Origin of the sequence: Brevundimonas sp., assembly GCF_035626975.1 — a bacterium.
Taxonomy (GTDB): domain Bacteria; phylum Pseudomonadota; class Alphaproteobacteria; order Caulobacterales; family Caulobacteraceae; genus Brevundimonas.
The window spans coordinates 1-16638 of sequence record NZ_DASPMQ010000056.1 but is presented as its reverse complement, the minus strand read 5'-3'; the positions used below and the strand labels follow the sequence as shown (position 1 = coordinate 16638).

Sequence of the window (16638 nt, the reverse complement as noted above, 5' to 3'; positions counted from 1 at the left end):
GCTCAGAAGTCGAGGTCGTGATACCAGGCGGAGGGCTGAACCCCGGGGAACCGGTCCGCGAGCAGGGGCCGGAAGCAGGGACGGGACTTCAGCTTCATGTACCAGGTCTTCAGCGCCGGGTACGCCGCCCAGGCGACTTCCCCGAAATAGTCGAGCACCGACAGATGCGCGGCGGCGACCATGTCCGCCTGCGTCAGCCGCCGCCCGGCCAACGCGTCGCGCGTCGCCAGCAGACCTTCCAGCATCAGCAGGTGGGCCTTCAGCGCCTCGCGTCCGGCGCGCAGCGCGCGCGCCTCGGGCGGACCCAGCCGCAGCAAGGGCTTCTCCATCCGCTCGTGCAGCAGGACGGCGTCGACCTCGTCATTGAAGCGGCGGTCGAACCAGCCGACCAGACGCCGCGTCTCGGCCCGTTCGACGGGGTCGACCGGCATCAGGAAGGGCTCGTTCGACCGATCCTCCAGCCAGCCCAGGATGGCGGCCGGCTCGCACAGCGTCAGGGCGCGCCCGGACTCCGTCGTCTGCAGGACCGGCGGCATGCCCGACGGATTCAGCGTCGCGACGGGGCAGCCGTCCTCCCAGGGCCGGACCACTGTGTCCGTGAACTCGACCCTGGCCTCGCCCAGCGCCAGCCGCGCGGCGCGGGAGCCGGGATCGAACGGAAAATGGTACAGGACGCAGGCCGACATGAGCCGATGCATGCGCCAGAGGGCGTTAAGCCGGCGTTAGCCATGGGCGCCATCAGACCGCGCCTGAACGTTCTTTCCGCCCGTCCGGCGCCCCGTCCTGGAGATCGGCCTTCGGGGCCGTCCGTCCCCGCGGGTCCGGGTGGATCAGAATGTCCGCGCGCGGGAAGGCTTCCAGCAGCCGTTGCTCCGCCCCGACGATGATGGCGTGGGCGTCTTCCAGCGTCAGGCTGGGCTCGAGATCCACGTGCATCTGGATCATCGTCACCGGACCGGCCATGCGGCTGCGCAGCTGATGGATGCCCGAGATACGGGGATCAGCCAGAACGGCTGTGGTGATGGCGATGCGGTCCGCATCGGACACGGCCCGGTCCAGCAGGTGATCCGCCGCCTCCTTGAGCAGCCCCAGCGCGCCCCAGAACAACCAGACGGCGACGATCAGGCCGGCTGCCGCGTCGAGCCCCGGCGCCGCCAGGAACGCGCCGGAGACAACGCCGATCAGTACGACGGCGCTCGCCGCCAGATCGGCGGCGTAGTGGGCGCGGTCCGCCTTCACCGCCATCGAGTCGCTGCGCTGGATGGCCCGGTCCTGCATCCAGACCAGCCAGCCGGTCAGGGCGATGGAGACCAGCACCACCAGCACGGCCCAATAGCCGGACGTCACCGGGCGCGGATCGAAGATCTGCCGGACTGCCTCCCAGCCGATGAACAGGGCCGAGGCGAAGATGAGGCCTGCCTGCACCAGTCCGGCCATGGCCTCGCCCTTGCCGTGCCCGTAGCGGTGCTCGGCGTCCGGCGGCGCGGCCGCCCAGCGCACGGCGAAGAAGGTCGTCAGGGAGGCCACGAGGTCGAGCGCCGAGTCCGCCAGGGAGGCGAGAATGGCCACGGAGCCCGACGCGCCCAGGGCGAAGGCCTTCAGGGCGATCAGGACCACCGCCACGCCGACTGACAGGCGGGTGATGCTGCGGGTCGCCGGATCAACGTCGTCGGGGGCGGTCGTGGTCATCGCCGCCTTGTCGCGGAAAGCTTGGACGGCGCCAAGGCTTGCACCGGTTTTGGGCGTTAGCGGCATCGTCACGAAATGGCCCCAAGCTGCGCGCGGCATGGACCATGACGGTCCCCAGCCCATTTGGAGGCGACATGCAGTCGGCAGGGACGGCATCGCAGGTCGGCCGCTGGATCGGTCGCGGCGAGGCTCTGGCCCGGTTGGGGGTCAAGGCCCAGACGCTGTACGCCTATGTCAGCCGCGGCCGTATCGCCGCCCGGCCCGATCCGGAGGATCCGCGCCGCAGCCTCTATGCGGTCGCCGACGTCATCCGGCTGAGCGGAGAGGAGCCCGCCGGCGGCGACATCGGCCAATGGCTGCCCCCGCCCGAGGAGTCGAACGGTCCCGATTTCGAGCTTCGCTCCTCCGTGTCGATCAGCGTCAAGGGCCGGCTGTTCTATCGCGGCATGGACGCGGTCCAGCTGGCCGAGACGGCGACGCTGGAGAACGTGGCGCGCCTGATGTGGGATGCGCGTTCGGCCAGTCCCTTCGCCGAGGTGCGGCCACGCGTCGGGGCCACGCCCGGGCACTCGGCCCGGGGCCGGCTGTTCGCCGCCCTCGCCCGCCGGGCGGAAGAGGACGCCGAACTCAAGCCGCGACCGGCTGACGGGCTGCGCATCGAGTGCGCCCGGGTCCTGGACGAGGCGGTCGACGCCGTGGCGGGGCCCGGTCCGCGGCTGTTCCTGCACCAGCGGCTGGCGCGGGCGTGGAAGGTTCGGGAGGGGGACGCCCATCTGGTCCGGCGCGCCCTGGTCCTGTCGGCCGACGGCGGTCTCGACGCGCCCGCCCTGGCGACACGGGCGGCGGCCGCCGGCGGCGCCTCGCCCGCCGGCGCGGCGCTGGCCGGACTGGCGACGCTGGCGGGGTCGGCCACGATTATCGACCTGTCGCGGGCCTCGGCCTGGGTGGTCGCCGTTCGCCGTCAGGCGGTCGACGCGGCGCGGCGCGCCCACGAGGCCGGGGTGCTGTCCGGGTTCGGCGATCCTGACTGGCCCGGCGGCGACCCGCGCGCCGCGGCCCTGATCTCCGAGGCCGACCTGCCGCAGGATCTCGCCCGGGCCATGCGCGAGGGCGAGGAGATGACCGGCCGTGCGCCGACCTTCGGTCTGGCGCTGGTCGCCGTCGCCCGCCGGCTGGAGCTGCCACGCGACGCCGCCGCCGACCTGCTGATGATCGGCCGGGTCGCGGGCCTGCTGGCCCATGCGCTCGACCAGACGACGAACGGCTCGCCTATCCGGGCGCGCCTGCGCTATGTGGGTCCCGAACCGGGCGCGAACTGATCCGCCTGACCTTTATCGGGGACGCGGATGGCGGATTGGCTGGCGGCGATCATTCTGGGTCTGGTCGAAGGGCTGACCGAGTTCATACCGGTGTCCTCGACGGGACACCTGCTGCTGGCCAAACAGGCTCTGGGCCTCGGCGACGAGCCCTGGGACACCTTCATCGTGATGATCCAGCTCGGCGCCATCCTGGCGGTGGTGGCCCTCTATTTCAAACGCCTGTGGAAGGTCGTCCTCGATCTGCCCGGCAAGGATCCGGCCGCGCGCCGGTTCGCCATTTCGGTGCTGCTGGCCTTCATCCCCTCGGCCATCGTCGGCCTGCTGTTCCACGACTTCATCAAGGAGGTGTTGTTCAACACCACGATCGTCTGCGTCACCCTGATCATCGGGGGCTTCGCGCTGATCGCCCTCGAACGCTGGGCGCCGGTCCCGCGAGAGCACGACGCCATGGGCTTCTCCTGGAAGACGGCGCTGGGCGTCGGCCTGTTCCAGTGCCTGTCGATCATTCCGGGGGTCTCGCGCAGCGGCGCGACCATCGTCGGCGGCCTGCTGCTGGGGGTCGAGAAGCGGGCGGCGGCGGAATTCTCCTTCTTCCTGGCCATCCCGACCATGGTCGCCGCCTTCGGTCTCGACTTCTGGGAGAGCCGGGATCTGATCACCTCGAACGTCGCCGGCATCATCGCCATCGGCTTCGTGGTGTCCTTCATCAGCGGACTGTTCATCGTCCGCTTCCTGATCGATTTCGTGGGCCGCTACGGCTTCGCCCCGTTCGCGGTCTGGCGCATTCTGGTCGGGACCATCGGCCTGCTGGGCATATGGCTGTACGCCTGACCGGCCGGACTCAGGCCGCCGGCCGCTCCGAGAACTGCCCGCCGCGGCGGTAGCGCCACAGGTAGGACGGGGCGATCGCCTCGATCCCGGTCGGTTCGACGCCCAGGTCGGCCAGGCCCTCGGCGCCGTCCGCGACCACGTTGTCGGTCTCCAGCAGCGTGACCTGATCCCGGGTGAGGGCCGGCGCGATACCCACGAGGCTGGTCAGCTGGGCCAGCGATCCGACGGCCCGCGCCGCGAAGAAGGGCAGGGGGATGAGGCCGTTGCTGCGCCGGGTCTCGCGCAGAACCAGTTTCAGCACCTCCTCGAAGGTCATGACCTCGGGCCCGCCCAGTTCGAAGGTGCGGCCGGCGGCGTCGGGCCGTTCGACGGCGCGGACGATCGCCTCGGCCACGTCGCCGACATGGACCGGCTGGAACCGCGTCCGTCCGCCGCCGATCAGGGGCAGGGCCGGGGCCATCGACGCCATGGCGGCGAACCTGTTCAGGAAGCTGTCGCCCGCGCCGAACACGATCGAGGGACGGATCACCACCGCGTCGGGCTTGGCCTCGCGCACCGCCATCTCGCCCGCGGCCTTGGTGCGGGCGTAGTTCGAATCGCTCTCGGGATTGGCCCCGATCGCCGACATATGCACCAGCCGGTCGATCCCGGCGGCGGCGCAGCCTGTGGCGATGTTGCGGGCGGCCTCGACGTGCACCGCCTCGAACGAGCGCCTGCCCGCCTCGTAGAGGATGCCGATCAGATTGATCGCGGCGTCGGCGCCCTGCAGCGCGGCCTCCACCTGGGCCGGATCGGTCGCGTCGCAGCGCACCGCCTGGATCTGGCCGACGTGGCCGGAGGTCTGCAGCTTCCAGGCGCGATCGGGACGGCGGACGGCCACGCGGATGCGCCACCCGCGACGGGCCAGGTCCTGAACCACCTGGCTGCCGACGAAACCCGAGCCGCCGAAGACGGTGATCAGGCCGGGCGCAGCTTCGCTCATGACAGACTCCAAAGGCGGATGCCGGTGCGGACCGGTCTCGGCGCGGGGATTAGACGATGGTCAGGACGGCTGCAACGCAAACAGGACAAAAGCCTGTTGACCCGCCCGGGGGGCTGCCTTAAGGGTCCGCGCCTTCCGGACAGGAACGTGTGCAAGCGCGAACATGTCTGGGCCCAGATGGCGGAATTGGTAGACGCGCTGGCTTCAGGTGCCAGTGGCTTAACGGCCGTGGAGGTTCGAGTCCTCTTCTGGGCACCATTTTTTCGGCGGCGCCGTGTCCTAGCGATACGGCGCCGTTCGTTTATGTTCTCCGCTATGAGACAGCCGACATGACCGTGCACCTCCACGAAGGCGACCTGCCGGACGGCCTCGACCTCGGTCCCGAGGTGGCGATCGATTCCGAGACCATGGGCCTGCGCTTCCGGCGCGATCCGCTGTGCGTCGTGCAGCTTTCGGCCGGCGACGGCGACGCCCACGTCGTGCGCATGAGCCGCCCCGGCTACGACTGCCCCAATCTCAAGCGGCTGCTGACCGACCCGGCGGTGCTCAAGCTGTTCCACTTCGGGCGCTTCGACATCGGCATGTTCCAGCTGCATCTCGGCGTCGAGACGCGGCCGGTCTACTGCACCAAGATCGCCTCGAAGCTGGCCCGGACCTACACCGACCGGCACGGCCTCAAGGACGTGGTGCGCGAGCTGGCGGGCGTCGACCTGTCCAAGGCGCAGCAGAGTTCGGACTGGGGCGCGGCCGAGCTGACGCCGGCCCAGCTGGAATACGCCGCCTCGGACGTCCTCTACCTGCACGCGGTCAAGGCCCGGCTGGACGAGATGCTCGAGCGCGAGGGCCGTACCGAACTGGCCCGCAAATGCTTCGACTTCCTGCCCTCCCGGTCCGCCCTGGACCTGGCCGGCTGGGACGAGATGGACATCTTCGCGCACACCTGATGACTGATCCCGCCGACATTCGCGACCAGGCGGACGAAGCGCGGGTCGCCGCCACGGCCCGGGCCTTCCGCGCCCGCTCGCGTCGCGTCCACCTGCTTCGGCGGGTGCTGCCGGTGGCGATCATCGTGCTGGCCGGCGGGACGATCAGCTGGATCGTCCTGCGCAGCGTCATTTCGGATGTCGAGCGCAAGGCGGGCGTTTCCCGGGAGGTCACGCTGGAGAACTCCCGCTTCCTCGGCCAGGACGCCCAGGGTCGCAGCTTCATCGTCGGATTCCAGCGCGCGGTGCGGGATGCGGAGACCGGCCGCTTCCGGCTCGTCGGCCCGGCGCTGCGGCTCAATCTCGGCGGCCGCAAGGTCACCACCCTGACCGCCGACGGGGGCGTCTATGACGAGGCCTCGGAGACCGTGACCATCGGACCGAATGTGCGGATTTCGGACGGCGGCTCCGGTTTCACCCTGGTGACGCCGGAAGCGGTGGTGAACACCTCGACCGGCGTGGTGACCGGCTCGAAGGGGGTCCAGGGCTCCGGCCCTCTTGGAACCGTCACCGCTTCGTCCTATGCGATTTATGAACAGGGCGAACGGGTCGTATTCAGCGGCTCGGGTGATAACAAGGTGCGCGGGACCATCAACGCCGCGAGGTCGGACGGATGAGCATGACCAGAACGCTGACGACGGCGGCGATCGCCCTGGCCCTCGCGGCGGTGCCCACCATGGGCGGCGCGCAGAGCTTCCAGGCGGGGCAGCCGATCATGTGGGGCGCCGATCAGGTGTCCCGCACGCCGACGGCCCTTTCCCTGCGTGGCCGGGCCGAACTGACCCAGGGCGACAGCCGCATCCGCGCCGACCGCGTCGAGGGCGTGATCGCCAACGGCGGGCTCAGCCGCGTCGAGGCGACCGGCAACGTCTATTTCGTGACCCCGGAGCAGACCATCCGCGGCGACCGGGCGGTCTATACCCCCGCCAACGACACCATCGTGCTGACCGGCGACGTGATCCTGACCCAGGGCGAGAACGTCATGACCGGCGGCCGGCTGACCTACAACACCCGGACCGAGGCGGCCGAGATGGACGGCGCCGGCGAGGGCGGGCGCGTGCAGGGCGTCTTCTATCCCGAACGCAGCGGGACCTGAGCCCCGGCTCGGACTGAACCGTGGCCCGCAAGGAACTCTCCGCCCTCAACGTCCATGACGCCGCCGCCGACGAGGCGGTGGCCGCGGCCCCGCGCGCCACGGGCCTGCGGGTCGAGAACATCGCCCGCTCGTTCGGCCAGCGCCAGGTGGTGCGCGACGTCTCCCTGCACGTCGAACGGGGCAAGGTGGCCGGGCTGCTCGGGCCCAACGGCGCGGGCAAGACCACCTGTTTCTACATGATCACCGGCCTGATCCCGCCGGACAGCGGCAAGATCTTCCTCGACGGCGAGGACATCACGGCCCAGCCGATGTACCAGCGCGCCCGCATGGGCCTCGGCTACCTGGCCCAGGAGGCGTCGATCTTCCGCGGCATGACGGTCGAGCAGAACGTCCGCGCGGTGGTCGAACTGCATCACACCGGGCGCCAGACCATCGCCGACGAGACCAGCCGCCTGCTGGAGGAACTGCGCATCGACCACCTGCGGCACGCCCCGGCGGCGGGCCTGTCCGGCGGCGAACGGCGGCGCTGCGAGATCGCGCGGGCCCTCGCCGGCCGGCCCAGCTTCATGCTGCTCGACGAACCCTTCGCCGGCATCGACCCCCTGGCCATCGCCGATATCCGTCAGGTCATCCGCTATCTGGCGGGGCAGGGCATCGGCGTGCTGATCACCGACCACAATGTCCGCGAGACGCTGGAGATCATCGATCACGCCTCGATCATTTCTGGCGGCTCGGTGCTGTTCGAGGGCCGGGCCGAGGACGTGATCCGCGACCCGGAGGTCCGGCGCGTCTATCTGGGCGACATGTACGGCTGAGCCGTCACGCGCCCCGCCGGCCGAACGGCCGGGCGGGCGCGATCCCCGCGTCCCACGCGGCGCGCCCTGCCTCCGTCGCGGCGGCCTGCGGCCGGGACGGTTCGGCGCCGAAGTCCAACACCGGTCGATGGTCCCTCTCGCGCTCCCGCTTCGCCTCGGCGAACAACTCGTCCAGACGCGCTTCGTCATAGAGGCCGCCGGCGGGCGTTTCCCTGACCGGCGCGTCAGGATGATCCCGCGGATCTGGGCCGTGTCGGTTGGGCCCCCGCGTCCCGGGCAACAGGGTCATCACGAACAGGGCCAGGCTGCAGGCGCCCGCCACCGCCGCGATGAGCATTCCCTGGGCGAAAGCCTCAACGATCGCGCCGCCGGCCGCAGCGCCTTCGCCGCCGTTTGTCCGGGCGATCGCCCCGGCCATGTTCGAGCCGGCGAGAAACGGCCACAGGGCGCTTGGCGCCAGCAGAAGCATCCACCATGCGGTCTGTCCGATGTCGTGCAGACGCCGGGCGAGGACGGCGAGCCAGGGCAGGAAAAGAGCGAGTCCGGCCAGACCGTACAGGCTCAGCCACATCACGAATCCGGACAGCGCCGCGCCGGGATTCTCGGGGTTGTTCAGGGAGGCGACGGCCATGCCGAGGCAACTTCCCACCACGATCGTATGGAACAGGACGAACAGCCAGTATTCCGCGCGCCGGGCGCGGCCGGTGAATACGGCGTAGCGGATCAACGGTCTGAACATCAGCATCGGGCTGCCCCCGTGGTGTGCGACGAGGCAGGGTGACCGGTGAAATATGAAGGCGGGACCAAGCGCGATGGTTAAGGCGCCGGCGGCGCTTAGAACGCCGTTAACCGCTTCGGCCACAAAGTGGCCGCCAGCAAGTTTCGGGCCAACCGGCCCGGCTGGGGGGTCAGCGGTGCTCGGACAAAGGCTGGAGATACGACAGGGGCAGGGGCTCGTCATCACGCCCCAGCTGCAGCAGGCGATCAAGCTGCTGCAACTGTCGAACCTTGAGCTCGAGGCCTTCGTCGAGGCCGAGCTGGAAAAGAACCCCCTGCTCCAGCGGGAGGACGTCGAGCCCGCCGGCGAGACGGATGCGCCTGTTGCGGAGAGCCAGGACGCCTCCGAAATGAGCTTCGACGAGGGACGGGTCCAGGACGCGGACCGGACGCTCGACGCCCGTTCCGACGACGTCTACGGCGACGCCAGCCCGGGCGAACGGACCTCGGACCGGATGGAGGACGTCGGGACCGGCGAGGCCCAGGTCGGACTCAACGACTGGTCGCGCGCCGGCTCCGGCGGCGGCCTGCCGGACGGCGAGGGGCGCGAACAGCCCGACACCCGCGAAACCACGCTGTGGGAGCACCTGCAGGCCCAGGCGTCCCAGGCCGGCTTCAGTTCGGCGGACCACGCCATCGCCCTGACCCTGATCGATTCCGTGGACGAGGGCGGCTATCTGCGCGGCGAACTGGCCGAGACCGCCGACCGGCTGGGCGTCTCGCTTGAGCGGGTCGAAACCGTGCTGACCACCTGCCAGGGCTTCGAACCGACCGGCGTCATGGCGCGGTCGGTGCCGGAATGCCTCAAGCTGCAGCTGATCGAGCGCAACCGGTTCGATCCGGCCATGGCCTGCCTGCTGGACAATCTCGACCTGCTGGCGAAGCGCGACCTGACCGGCCTGCGCAAGGCCTGCGGCGTCGATGGCGAGGACATGGCCGAGATGATCGCCGAGCTGAAGGCGCTGACGCCGCGGCCCGGCGCCGGCTTCGGCGGCGAGCCGGCCCAGACGGTGATCCCCGACGTCCATGTGCGGCCCGATCCGGCCGGCGGCTGGAAGGTCGAACTGAACGCCGACACCCTGCCGCGCCTGATCATGGACAAGCGCTATCACGGCGTGGTCGCCGCCGGCTCGCGCTCGGATGCCGAGAAGACCTTCGTCGCCGAATGCGCGGCCCAGGCCAGCTGGCTGGTCAAATCCCTGGATCAGCGCGCAAAGACCATCCTGAAGGTGTCGTCCGAGATCGTCCGCCAGCAGGACGCCTTCCTGGCCTTCGGCGTCGAGTTCCTGCGGCCGCTGAATCTGAAGACCGTCGCGGACGCCATCGGCATGCACGAGTCCACGGTCAGCCGGGTCACCTCGAACAAATATGTCTCGACCCCGCGCGGGGTGTTCGAGCTGAAATTCTTCTTCACGGCCGCCATCCAGTCTTCCGACGGCGGGGCCACCCATTCCGCCGAGGCGGTTCGTCACCGCATCAAGGCGATGATCGACGGCGAGGCCCGCGACGGCGACGTTCTGTCCGACGACCGGATCGTCGAGATTCTCAATGAGGCGGGCATCGACATCGCCCGCCGCACCGTGGCGAAATACCGCGAGGCCCTGCGCATACCTTCCTCGGTCCAGCGCAAGCGGATGCTGAGGACCGGCTGACCGGGCCCAGGTCCCTCTTTTCTCTCATTTATCGCCGAGCCGCCGCCGAATTCGGCGTCCGGCCGTCATCGGATTCCTCACCACATTTCGGTGATCGGCGTTGACACCAAACGCCATCGGTCGCGTTCTATCGACATGCAAATCCAGGTCAGCGGTAAGCACGTGGATGTCGGCGAAGCGTTAGGCTCCCGCATCTCCCAGGAACTTCAGGACGGGATCGGCAAATATTTCGAACGAGGGGCCCAGGACGCCGAGGTGATCGTCGCCAAGGAGGGTCACAGCTTCAAGGTGGACTGCTGGGTGCGCCTGGCGTCCGGCCAGGTGGTGTTCACGTCCGGATTGGGCGGCGACGCCCATTCGGCCTTCACCGAAAGTCTCGACAAGCTCGAGAAGCGGGTGCGGCGCTACAAGCGGCGGCTCAAGGACCATCATATCGGGCCCAAGGCGCTCTCGCCCGAGAAGACCGAGGCGGCCGCCCGCGAGGTCGCCCGAAGCATGGTCCTGCGCGATCCGGACTCCGTCGAGGACGATACCTTCGGCGAGGCGGGCGCCCCCGGCGAGCCGCCGCCCGTCGGCATGGTCATCGCCGAAACCGAGGCGGAGATCCGCACGGTCACCGTGGGGCGCGCGGTGCTGGAGCTGGACATGACCGGCTATCCCGTCGTCGTGTTCCGCAACGCGGCTCACGGGGGTCTGTCGGTGGTCTACCGCCGGCCCGACGGCAATGTCGGCTGGATCGATCCGGAGCGAACCGGCAAATCGCTCAATGGACACGGTTCGGTAAACGGTGTCGCGTCATAGTGCTTCCCACAACGAGGCGGGTCGTCTACACGGCGCCCGCCCATCGGGATCGGGTAGAGTCGGGATTAGCTCATGGACATCGGTGATTTGCTGGCGGACGGCGGTGTCGTTCTGCGCAGCGGCGCATCGTCGAAGCGCCAGGCGTTGCATACCGTGGCCGAAGCCGCCGCCCAGGCGCTCGGCCTGCCGGAAGCCCGGATCATGGAGGCCTTGCAGGAGCGCGAGGCCCTGGGTTCGACCGGGCTCGGGTCCGGCGTGGCCGTTCCCCACGCCCGCCTCGACGGCATCGATCGGGTGACGGCGGTCTTCGTGCGTCTGGACACCCCGGTGGCCTACGGTTCGGTGGATGACCGGCCTGTCGATCTGATCTTCGCCCTGTTCGCGCCGCCGCGAGACGGAGCCGAGCATCTGCGGGCCCTCGCCGCCGTGTCGCGGGCGCTGCGTTCGGCCGAAATGCGGGAGCATCTGCGTCAGGCGAGAACCGCCGACGCGATCCGCGCCCTGTTCGTCAAGGACCGGGCCCCGGCCACGGCCGCCTGAGCCTGTTGGCGCGCTGGCGGCCCGCGCGCCGCGAGCGTCTGTCGGGACGCGGCAGGCCCGCGCGAAGCGCCGCGCTCAAGTAGCGCGAAGCGCGGTAGCGCCCTCGATCAGTGAACCGAAACCGGCTCCAGTTCGTGCGCCACGGCGGCGGCGAAGGCGGTCTCGCGATCCATCATGACGGCCAGCCTTTCGCCGTCGGCGCCGTGAACGGCATAGAGGGTCATCTCGGGATCGATCGCCAGGCCCCTGGCCTGGGGGATGGGCGTGTCCGCGAGCACATCGGCGGCGCGGATTTCACGCACATAAACGAGATCCGGGGCGCCCAGGCCCCTCAGATCTTCCTTGGTCATCAGCGTCGGCGTCATTGCGACCGCCTCCTTACTCTGAACTAACGCCCCGAGGGGCCGTGTGGTTCGGCCCCGCGAGCGGCGACCGGGAGAACAACGGCTGAATCAACCCGTTGTGATGGGGATGCGCCGGACCGTCGGCAGGTCCGCCGGCCGGCTCAGCTCGACATGCAGCAGACCGTGCTCCAGCCGCGCCTGATCGACCTCCAGCCCGTCGGCGAGCACGAAACTGCGCACGAAACCGCGGCCGGCGATGCCGCGATGCAGGAAGGCCTGATCCGCCTTGCCCGCGTCCTCGCGCTTGCCGGCGATGGTCAGCTGCCGCCCCTCGAGGGTGACGGCCAGGTCTTCGGGCCCGAAGCCGGCGACGGCCAGGGTGATGCGCACCGAATGCTCGCCCAGCTGCTCGACATTGTACGGCGGATAGCTGTCCGCCGCCGCGCGGGCGGCCCGGTCGATCAGCGCCCTCGTATGGTCGAAACCCAGCAGGAACGGGCTGTCGAACAGGATGGTGCGCGTATTCATCGTCTTTCGCCCCCGAAGCAGGCCAGGCCGTCTGCGCCTCCCGGGATCGGCAAGGCGTCGGCCGCCTGGACTAGATGGGGATTTGCCGTCCGGGATCAACGACCCCGCGCCAGATATGGCGAAGGCCCCGCGGTGTCCCGCGGGGCCTTCGATGGTGGAGCTTAGCGGAGTCGAACCGCTGACCTCTTGCATGCCATGCAAGCGCTCTACCAGCTGAGCTAAAGCCCCGAACCTTTCGGTCGGATCGCCGGGCGGGAAACCGCCCCCCGGCGAGGCGGCGGAACCTATGTCAGGCCCTGATCGCGATCAAGCCCGGTTCCACCATTTATTTTCAGCCCGTCCGGAGCCGCCGCCGGCGACCCCGAACAGACTGAAAAACCTAATCCTCGTCCTTGCCCGCCTTGACGATATCGTCGTCGAACGCGTCGTCGTCCTCGTCCTCGATAAACGGCACGGAGTCGTCGTCATCGTCATCGGCCAGGACATCGTCGTCGTCGCCGGCTTCGCCCATGCCGGGCTCCTCGGTCGGGTCGACCGGGGCCTCGTCGTCGTCGTCCGGCGTCAGGATCGGCTCGTGGCCTTCCTCGTCGATCTCGGGCGTGACGACGGCTTCTTCCTCGTCCTCGTCGTCGCCGTCGGCCTTCTTGGTGACCTGATCCTCGGCGTCCTCTTCAGGCGTCTCGTCGGCGGCGTAGCCGGCCGGGCGGCCGCGGCGGTTGCGCAGCTTCAGCGCCTCTTCCGGGTCGAAGTCGGTGGCGCATTTGGGGCAATGGGCCGGGCGGCGGCCCAGATCGTAGAATTTGGCCTGGCAGTTCGGGCAGACCTGCTTCTGGCCCAGTTCGGGATTGGCCACGGGATAAGACCTTTGGCGGAGTGGGAAATCGGGCGCGTCCCTTGCCACCAAGGGGGGCCGCTGTCAAAAGCCATCTCTCGCGCCGCCCGCGCAGCCTGACCCCTTCCGGAGACCGCCGGGTGCCGATCCCCCCCTCCCTGACTGCCCGTAGCGCTCCGCCGCTCTCCGGCGCGGTGCGCGCGCCGGGCGACAAGTCCATGTCCCATCGCGCCCTGATCTTCGGGGCCATGGCCGCGGGGGTGACCGAAATCGACGGCCTGCTGGAGGGCGACGACGTCCTCGCGACGGCGCGCGCGGTCGAGTCCTTCGGGGCCGGGGTCGAGCGGCTCGGCGAGGGCCGCTGGCGGGTGACCGGCCACGGCGGCTTCAGATCGCCCGGCGGCGTGATCGACTGCGGCAACGCCGGCACCGGCGTGCGGCTGCTGATGGGCGCGGCGGCGGGATATCCGGTCAGCGTCACGTTCGACGGCGACGCGTCGCTCAGAAAACGGCCGATGAAGCGGGTCACCGGCCCGCTCGCCGGCATGGGCGCGCGCTTCGGATGGCCGGGCGAGGAAGACCGGCTGCCGGTCGAACTCTCCGGCGGCGGCCTCAAGGCCATCGACTACGTCCAGACGGTCGCCTCGGCCCAGATCAAGTCGGCCATCCTGCTGGCCGGCCTCAACGCCGACGGCGTCACCACCGTGACCGAGCCCGAACCCAGCCGCGACCACACCGAACGGATGCTGCGGGCCTTCGGGGCCGAGGTCGGCGTCCTGCCCGCCGGAACCGGCTGGCGGGTCAGCCTCACGGGCGGCCAGGCCCTGACCGGAACCGCCGTCTCCGTGCCGGGCGACCCCTCGTCGGCCGCCTTCCCGCTGGCGGCCGGCCTGATCGTTCCGGGTTCGGCGGTGACGGTCGAGGGCGTCATGCTCAATCCGCTGCGCACCGGCCTGCTCGAGACCTGGCGCGAAATGGGCGCGGACCTGACCGTCGCCAACCGCCGCATGGCCGGGGGCGAGGAGGTCGGCGACGTCACCGCCCGGTATTCGAGGCTCAGGGGCGTGGTCGTGCCGCCGGACCGGGCGGCCTCGATGATCGACGAATACCCGATCCTCGCCGCCACCGCCGCCTTCGCCGACGGCGCCACGGTCATGCGCGGCATCGGCGAGATGCGGGTCAAGGAAAGCGACCGCATCGCCCTGATGGCCGCCGGGCTGCAGGCCTGCGGCGTCCGGGTCGAGGAGGAGCCGGAGGGCTTCACCGTCACCGGCGGGGCTGTGCGCGGCGGCGCCATGGTCACCACCCACGGCGATCACCGCATCGCCATGAGCCATCTGGTGCTGGGCCTGGCGGCGGCCGAGGCCGTCACCGTCGACGAGCCCGGCATGATCGCCACCAGCTTCCCCGGTTTCGTGGAGCTGATGCGCGGCCTCGGGGCCGATATCGCGGCGACCGCATGAGCCAGGCCCTGGTCATCGCCGTCGACGGACCCGCCGCGTCCGGCAAGGGCACGATCGCCGCTCGCCTGGCCGCGACTTACGGCCTGCCGCACCTCGACACCGGTCTGCTGTACCGCGCCGTCGGTCTGGGCGTGCTGGACGCCGGCGGCTCGCTGGACGACGAGGCGGCGGCCGAGGCCGTGGCCCGGGCGCTCGACGCAACCCACCTCAGCGACACCGGCCGCCTGACCAGCCGCGAGGCGGGCGAAGCCGCCAGCCGCGTCGCCGGCTACACCGGCGTCCGCGCGGCCCTGCTCGCGTTCCAGAGGGCGTTCGCGGCCCGGCCCGGCGGCGCCGTCCTCGACGGCCGCGACATCGGCACCGTCATCGCCCCCGAGGCCCAGGCCAAGCTGTTCGTCACGGCCACCGCCGAGGTCCGCGCCCTGCGCCGCTGGAAGCAGTTGACCGGCCGGGGCGAGGTCATCGCCTACGAGGACATGCTCGAGGACATCGTCCGTCGCGACGAGCGCGACGCCGGCCGCGGGGCGGCCCCGATGATCCAGGCCGAAGACGCCGTCTTGCTGGACACGACCGATATGGATATAGAGACCGCCTTCGATGCGGCCCGCCGTATCGTCGAGGCGGCGCGCGTCCGACACGGCCTGTAAGGTCGCCCGGGCAAATCCAACGCTCCCATCCTCGGCTTCCGCGGGCGATCTGGCTTCATTTGCCTCGCATCCCGACGACCTGATCTCACTCTTCACTCACCTCGCGCGGGGCCATTCGGTCGCGCGCCACAACCGTTAGAAACCCCAACCCTGCATGACCGATACCCAAAGCTTCTCCCCCTCGCGTGACGACTTCGCCGCGCTGCTCGACGAAACCCTTCAGGGCCGCGACCTCGGCGAAGGCCAGGTCGTCCACGGCCGCGTCGTCGGCATCGAGAAGGACATCCTGATCATCGACGTCGGTCTGAAGACCGAAGGCCGCATCCCGGCCCGCGAGTTCGGCATCGGCGAAGGCGCCGTCATCCCGAAGCTCGGCGACAACGTCGAAGTCTACCTCGAGCGCGTCGAGAACGCCCTGGGTGAAGCGGTCATCAGCCGCGACAAGGCTCGCCGCGAGGAAGCCTGGACCCGTCTGGAAGTCGTCTTCGCCGACGGCCAGCCGGTCAACGGCACCATCATCGGCCGCGTCAAGGGCGGCTTCACCGTCGACCTCGGCGGCGCCTCGGCCTTCCTGCCGGGCTCGCAGGTCGACATCCGTCCGGTGCGCGACGTCGCCCCGCTGATGGGCAAGGAACAGCCCTTCGCCATCCTCAAGATGGACCGTCCGCGCGGCAACATCGTCGTCTCGCGCCGCGCCATCCTGGAAGAAGCCCGCGCCGAACAGCGCACCGAGCTGGTCGGCCAGCTGCAAGAGGGTGAAGTCCGCGAAGGCGTGGTCAAGAACATCACCGACTACGGCGCGTTCGTGGACCTGGGCGGCATCGACGGCCTGCTGCACGTCACCGACATGAGCTGGAAGCGCGTCTCACACCCCAGCCAGGTCCTGGCCGTGGGCGACACCGTCAAGGTGCAGATCGTCAAGATCAACCCCGACACCCAGCGCATCTCGCTGGGCATGAAGCAGCTCCAGGAAGATCCCTGGGACGGCGTCGACGCCAAGTACCCGGTCGGCTCGCGCTACACCGGCCGCATCACCAACATCACCGACTACGGCGCCTTCGTGGAACTGGAGGCCGGGGTCGAGGGCCTGGTGCACGTCTCCGAGATGTCCTGGACCAAGAAGAACGCCCACCCCGGCAAGATCGTCTCCACCTCCCAGGAAGTGGAAGTCATCGTGCTCGACGTGGACGCTTCCAAGCGCCGCATCTCGCTGGGCCTCAAGCAGGCCCAGGCCAACCCGTGGGAAGCCTTCGTGGCCGCCCACCCGGTCGGCTCCGAGGTCGAGGGCGAGGTCAAGAACGCCACCGAGTTCGGCCTCTTCATCGGCCTCGACAACGAC

Annotated in this window: 19 protein-coding genes and 2 tRNA genes; 13 read left to right on the top strand and 8 right to left on the bottom strand. The window is 69.9% G+C overall.

What is annotated here, in order from left to right; all coding sequences use genetic code 11:
* Positions 1-2: 2 nt before the first annotated feature.
* Together fzlA and VEB62_RS14655 are read right to left on the bottom strand one after the other, a co-directional pair.
* A complete protein-coding gene (fzlA, locus tag VEB62_RS14660) occupies positions 3-698 on the bottom strand; it encodes an FtsZ-binding protein FzlA (protein ID WP_324801266.1) in 696 nt (231 codons plus the stop codon).
* Between the two features lie 40 nt (positions 699-738).
* The gene (locus VEB62_RS14655) at positions 739-1689 is read right to left on the bottom strand and encodes a cation diffusion facilitator family transporter (protein WP_324801263.1); all 951 of its coding nucleotides are present in this window, start codon (positions 1687-1689) and stop codon (positions 739-741) included.
* 134 nt (positions 1690-1823) lie between these two features.
* Between VEB62_RS14655 and VEB62_RS14650 the strand changes: the two genes are divergently transcribed.
* Both VEB62_RS14650 and VEB62_RS14645 read left to right on the top strand, forming a co-directional pair.
* On the top strand, positions 1824-3008 hold the full coding sequence (locus VEB62_RS14650) for a citrate/2-methylcitrate synthase (RefSeq protein ID WP_324801260.1): 1185 nt from the start codon (positions 1824-1826) through the stop codon (positions 3006-3008).
* A 27-nt stretch (positions 3009-3035) separates the two neighbouring features.
* On the top strand, positions 3036-3839 hold the full coding sequence (locus VEB62_RS14645; protein WP_324801258.1) for an undecaprenyl-diphosphate phosphatase: 804 nt from the start codon (positions 3036-3038) through the stop codon (positions 3837-3839).
* Between the two features lie 10 nt (positions 3840-3849).
* Here VEB62_RS14645 and VEB62_RS14640 read toward each other — a convergent pair whose 3' ends face one another.
* On the bottom strand, positions 3850-4821 hold the full coding sequence (locus tag VEB62_RS14640; protein WP_324801256.1) for a complex I NDUFA9 subunit family protein: 972 nt from the start codon (positions 4819-4821) through the stop codon (positions 3850-3852).
* A gap of 171 nt (positions 4822-4992) precedes the next feature.
* Here VEB62_RS14640 and VEB62_RS14635 point away from each other — a divergent pair.
* From VEB62_RS14635 to lptB, 5 genes are all read left to right on the top strand, one after another.
* Positions 4993-5079 (top strand) — tRNA-Leu (locus tag VEB62_RS14635).
* 71 nt (positions 5080-5150) lie between these two features.
* The gene (locus tag VEB62_RS14630; RefSeq protein WP_324801253.1) at positions 5151-5765 is read left to right on the top strand and encodes a ribonuclease D; all 615 of its coding nucleotides are present in this window, start codon (positions 5151-5153) and stop codon (positions 5763-5765) included.
* Positions 5765-6421: an LPS export ABC transporter periplasmic protein LptC gene (lptC, locus tag VEB62_RS14625; protein WP_324801250.1), complete on the top strand. Its 657-nt coding sequence runs from the start codon at positions 5765-5767 to the stop codon at positions 6419-6421. The genes VEB62_RS14630 and lptC overlap by 1 nt, the downstream gene beginning before the upstream one ends.
* Before the next feature lie 2 nt (positions 6422-6423).
* Positions 6424-6900 carry an LptA/OstA family protein gene (locus VEB62_RS14620; RefSeq protein WP_324801246.1) on the top strand — a complete coding sequence of 159 codons (477 nt, stop codon included), beginning with the start codon at positions 6424-6426 and terminating at the stop codon, positions 6898-6900.
* Positions 6901-6920: 20 nt separating this feature from the next.
* The gene (lptB, locus tag VEB62_RS14615) at positions 6921-7715 is read left to right on the top strand and encodes an LPS export ABC transporter ATP-binding protein (protein WP_414642055.1); all 795 of its coding nucleotides are present in this window, start codon (positions 6921-6923) and stop codon (positions 7713-7715) included.
* Positions 7716-7719: 4 nt separating this feature from the next.
* On the opposite strand, the gene VEB62_RS14610 is transcribed toward lptB, so the two are convergent.
* Entirely contained in the window at positions 7720-8460 is a 741-nt protein-coding gene (locus VEB62_RS14610) for a DUF805 domain-containing protein (RefSeq protein WP_324801243.1), read from the bottom strand.
* A gap of 169 nt (positions 8461-8629) precedes the next feature.
* Here VEB62_RS14610 and rpoN point away from each other — a divergent pair, with 169 nt between their 5' ends.
* From rpoN to VEB62_RS14595, 3 genes are all read left to right on the top strand, one after another.
* A complete protein-coding gene (gene rpoN, locus VEB62_RS14605) occupies positions 8630-10144 on the top strand; it encodes an RNA polymerase factor sigma-54 (RefSeq protein ID WP_324801242.1) in 1515 nt (504 codons plus the stop codon).
* A gap of 135 nt (positions 10145-10279) precedes the next feature.
* On the top strand, positions 10280-10945 hold the full coding sequence (hpf, locus tag VEB62_RS14600) for a ribosome hibernation-promoting factor, HPF/YfiA family (protein ID WP_324801239.1): 666 nt from the start codon (positions 10280-10282) through the stop codon (positions 10943-10945).
* Positions 10946-11017: 72 nt separating this feature from the next.
* Complete coding sequence (locus VEB62_RS14595; protein WP_324801236.1) at positions 11018-11485, top strand: PTS sugar transporter subunit IIA; 468 nt, start codon at positions 11018-11020, stop codon at positions 11483-11485.
* Between the two features lie 107 nt (positions 11486-11592).
* Here the strand turns inward: VEB62_RS14595 and VEB62_RS14590 are convergent, their stop codons facing one another.
* The 4 genes from VEB62_RS14590 to VEB62_RS14575 all read right to left on the bottom strand — a co-directional run bounded on the left by VEB62_RS14590 (position 11593) and on the right by VEB62_RS14575 (position 13210).
* Positions 11593-11850 carry a DUF1150 family protein gene (locus VEB62_RS14590; RefSeq protein ID WP_324801234.1) on the bottom strand — a complete coding sequence of 86 codons (258 nt, stop codon included), beginning with the start codon at positions 11848-11850 and terminating at the stop codon, positions 11593-11595.
* Positions 11851-11937: 87 nt separating this feature from the next.
* Positions 11938-12357: an Hsp20 family protein gene (locus tag VEB62_RS14585; RefSeq protein WP_324801232.1), complete on the bottom strand. Its 420-nt coding sequence runs from the start codon at positions 12355-12357 to the stop codon at positions 11938-11940.
* A gap of 152 nt (positions 12358-12509) precedes the next feature.
* Positions 12510-12585: transfer RNA gene (locus VEB62_RS14580), tRNA-Ala, on the bottom strand.
* A 151-nt stretch (positions 12586-12736) separates the two neighbouring features.
* Complete coding sequence (locus tag VEB62_RS14575; RefSeq protein ID WP_324801229.1) at positions 12737-13210, bottom strand: TIGR02300 family protein; 474 nt, start codon at positions 13208-13210, stop codon at positions 12737-12739.
* 137 nt (positions 13211-13347) lie between these two features.
* Here VEB62_RS14575 and aroA point away from each other — a divergent pair, with 137 nt between their 5' ends.
* The 3 genes from aroA to VEB62_RS14560 all read left to right on the top strand — a co-directional run.
* Positions 13348-14652, top strand: a complete 1305-nt coding sequence (gene aroA, locus VEB62_RS14570; RefSeq protein WP_414642057.1) for a 3-phosphoshikimate 1-carboxyvinyltransferase — start codon at positions 13348-13350, stop codon at positions 14650-14652.
* The gene (cmk, locus tag VEB62_RS14565; RefSeq protein WP_324801225.1) at positions 14649-15299 is read left to right on the top strand and encodes a (d)CMP kinase; all 651 of its coding nucleotides are present in this window, start codon (positions 14649-14651) and stop codon (positions 15297-15299) included. Before aroA ends, cmk begins: the two co-directional genes overlap by 4 nt.
* A 154-nt stretch (positions 15300-15453) precedes the next feature.
* On the top strand, positions 15454-16638 hold a 1185-nt coding region (locus tag VEB62_RS14560), incomplete at its 3' end, for a 30S ribosomal protein S1 (RefSeq protein WP_324801222.1).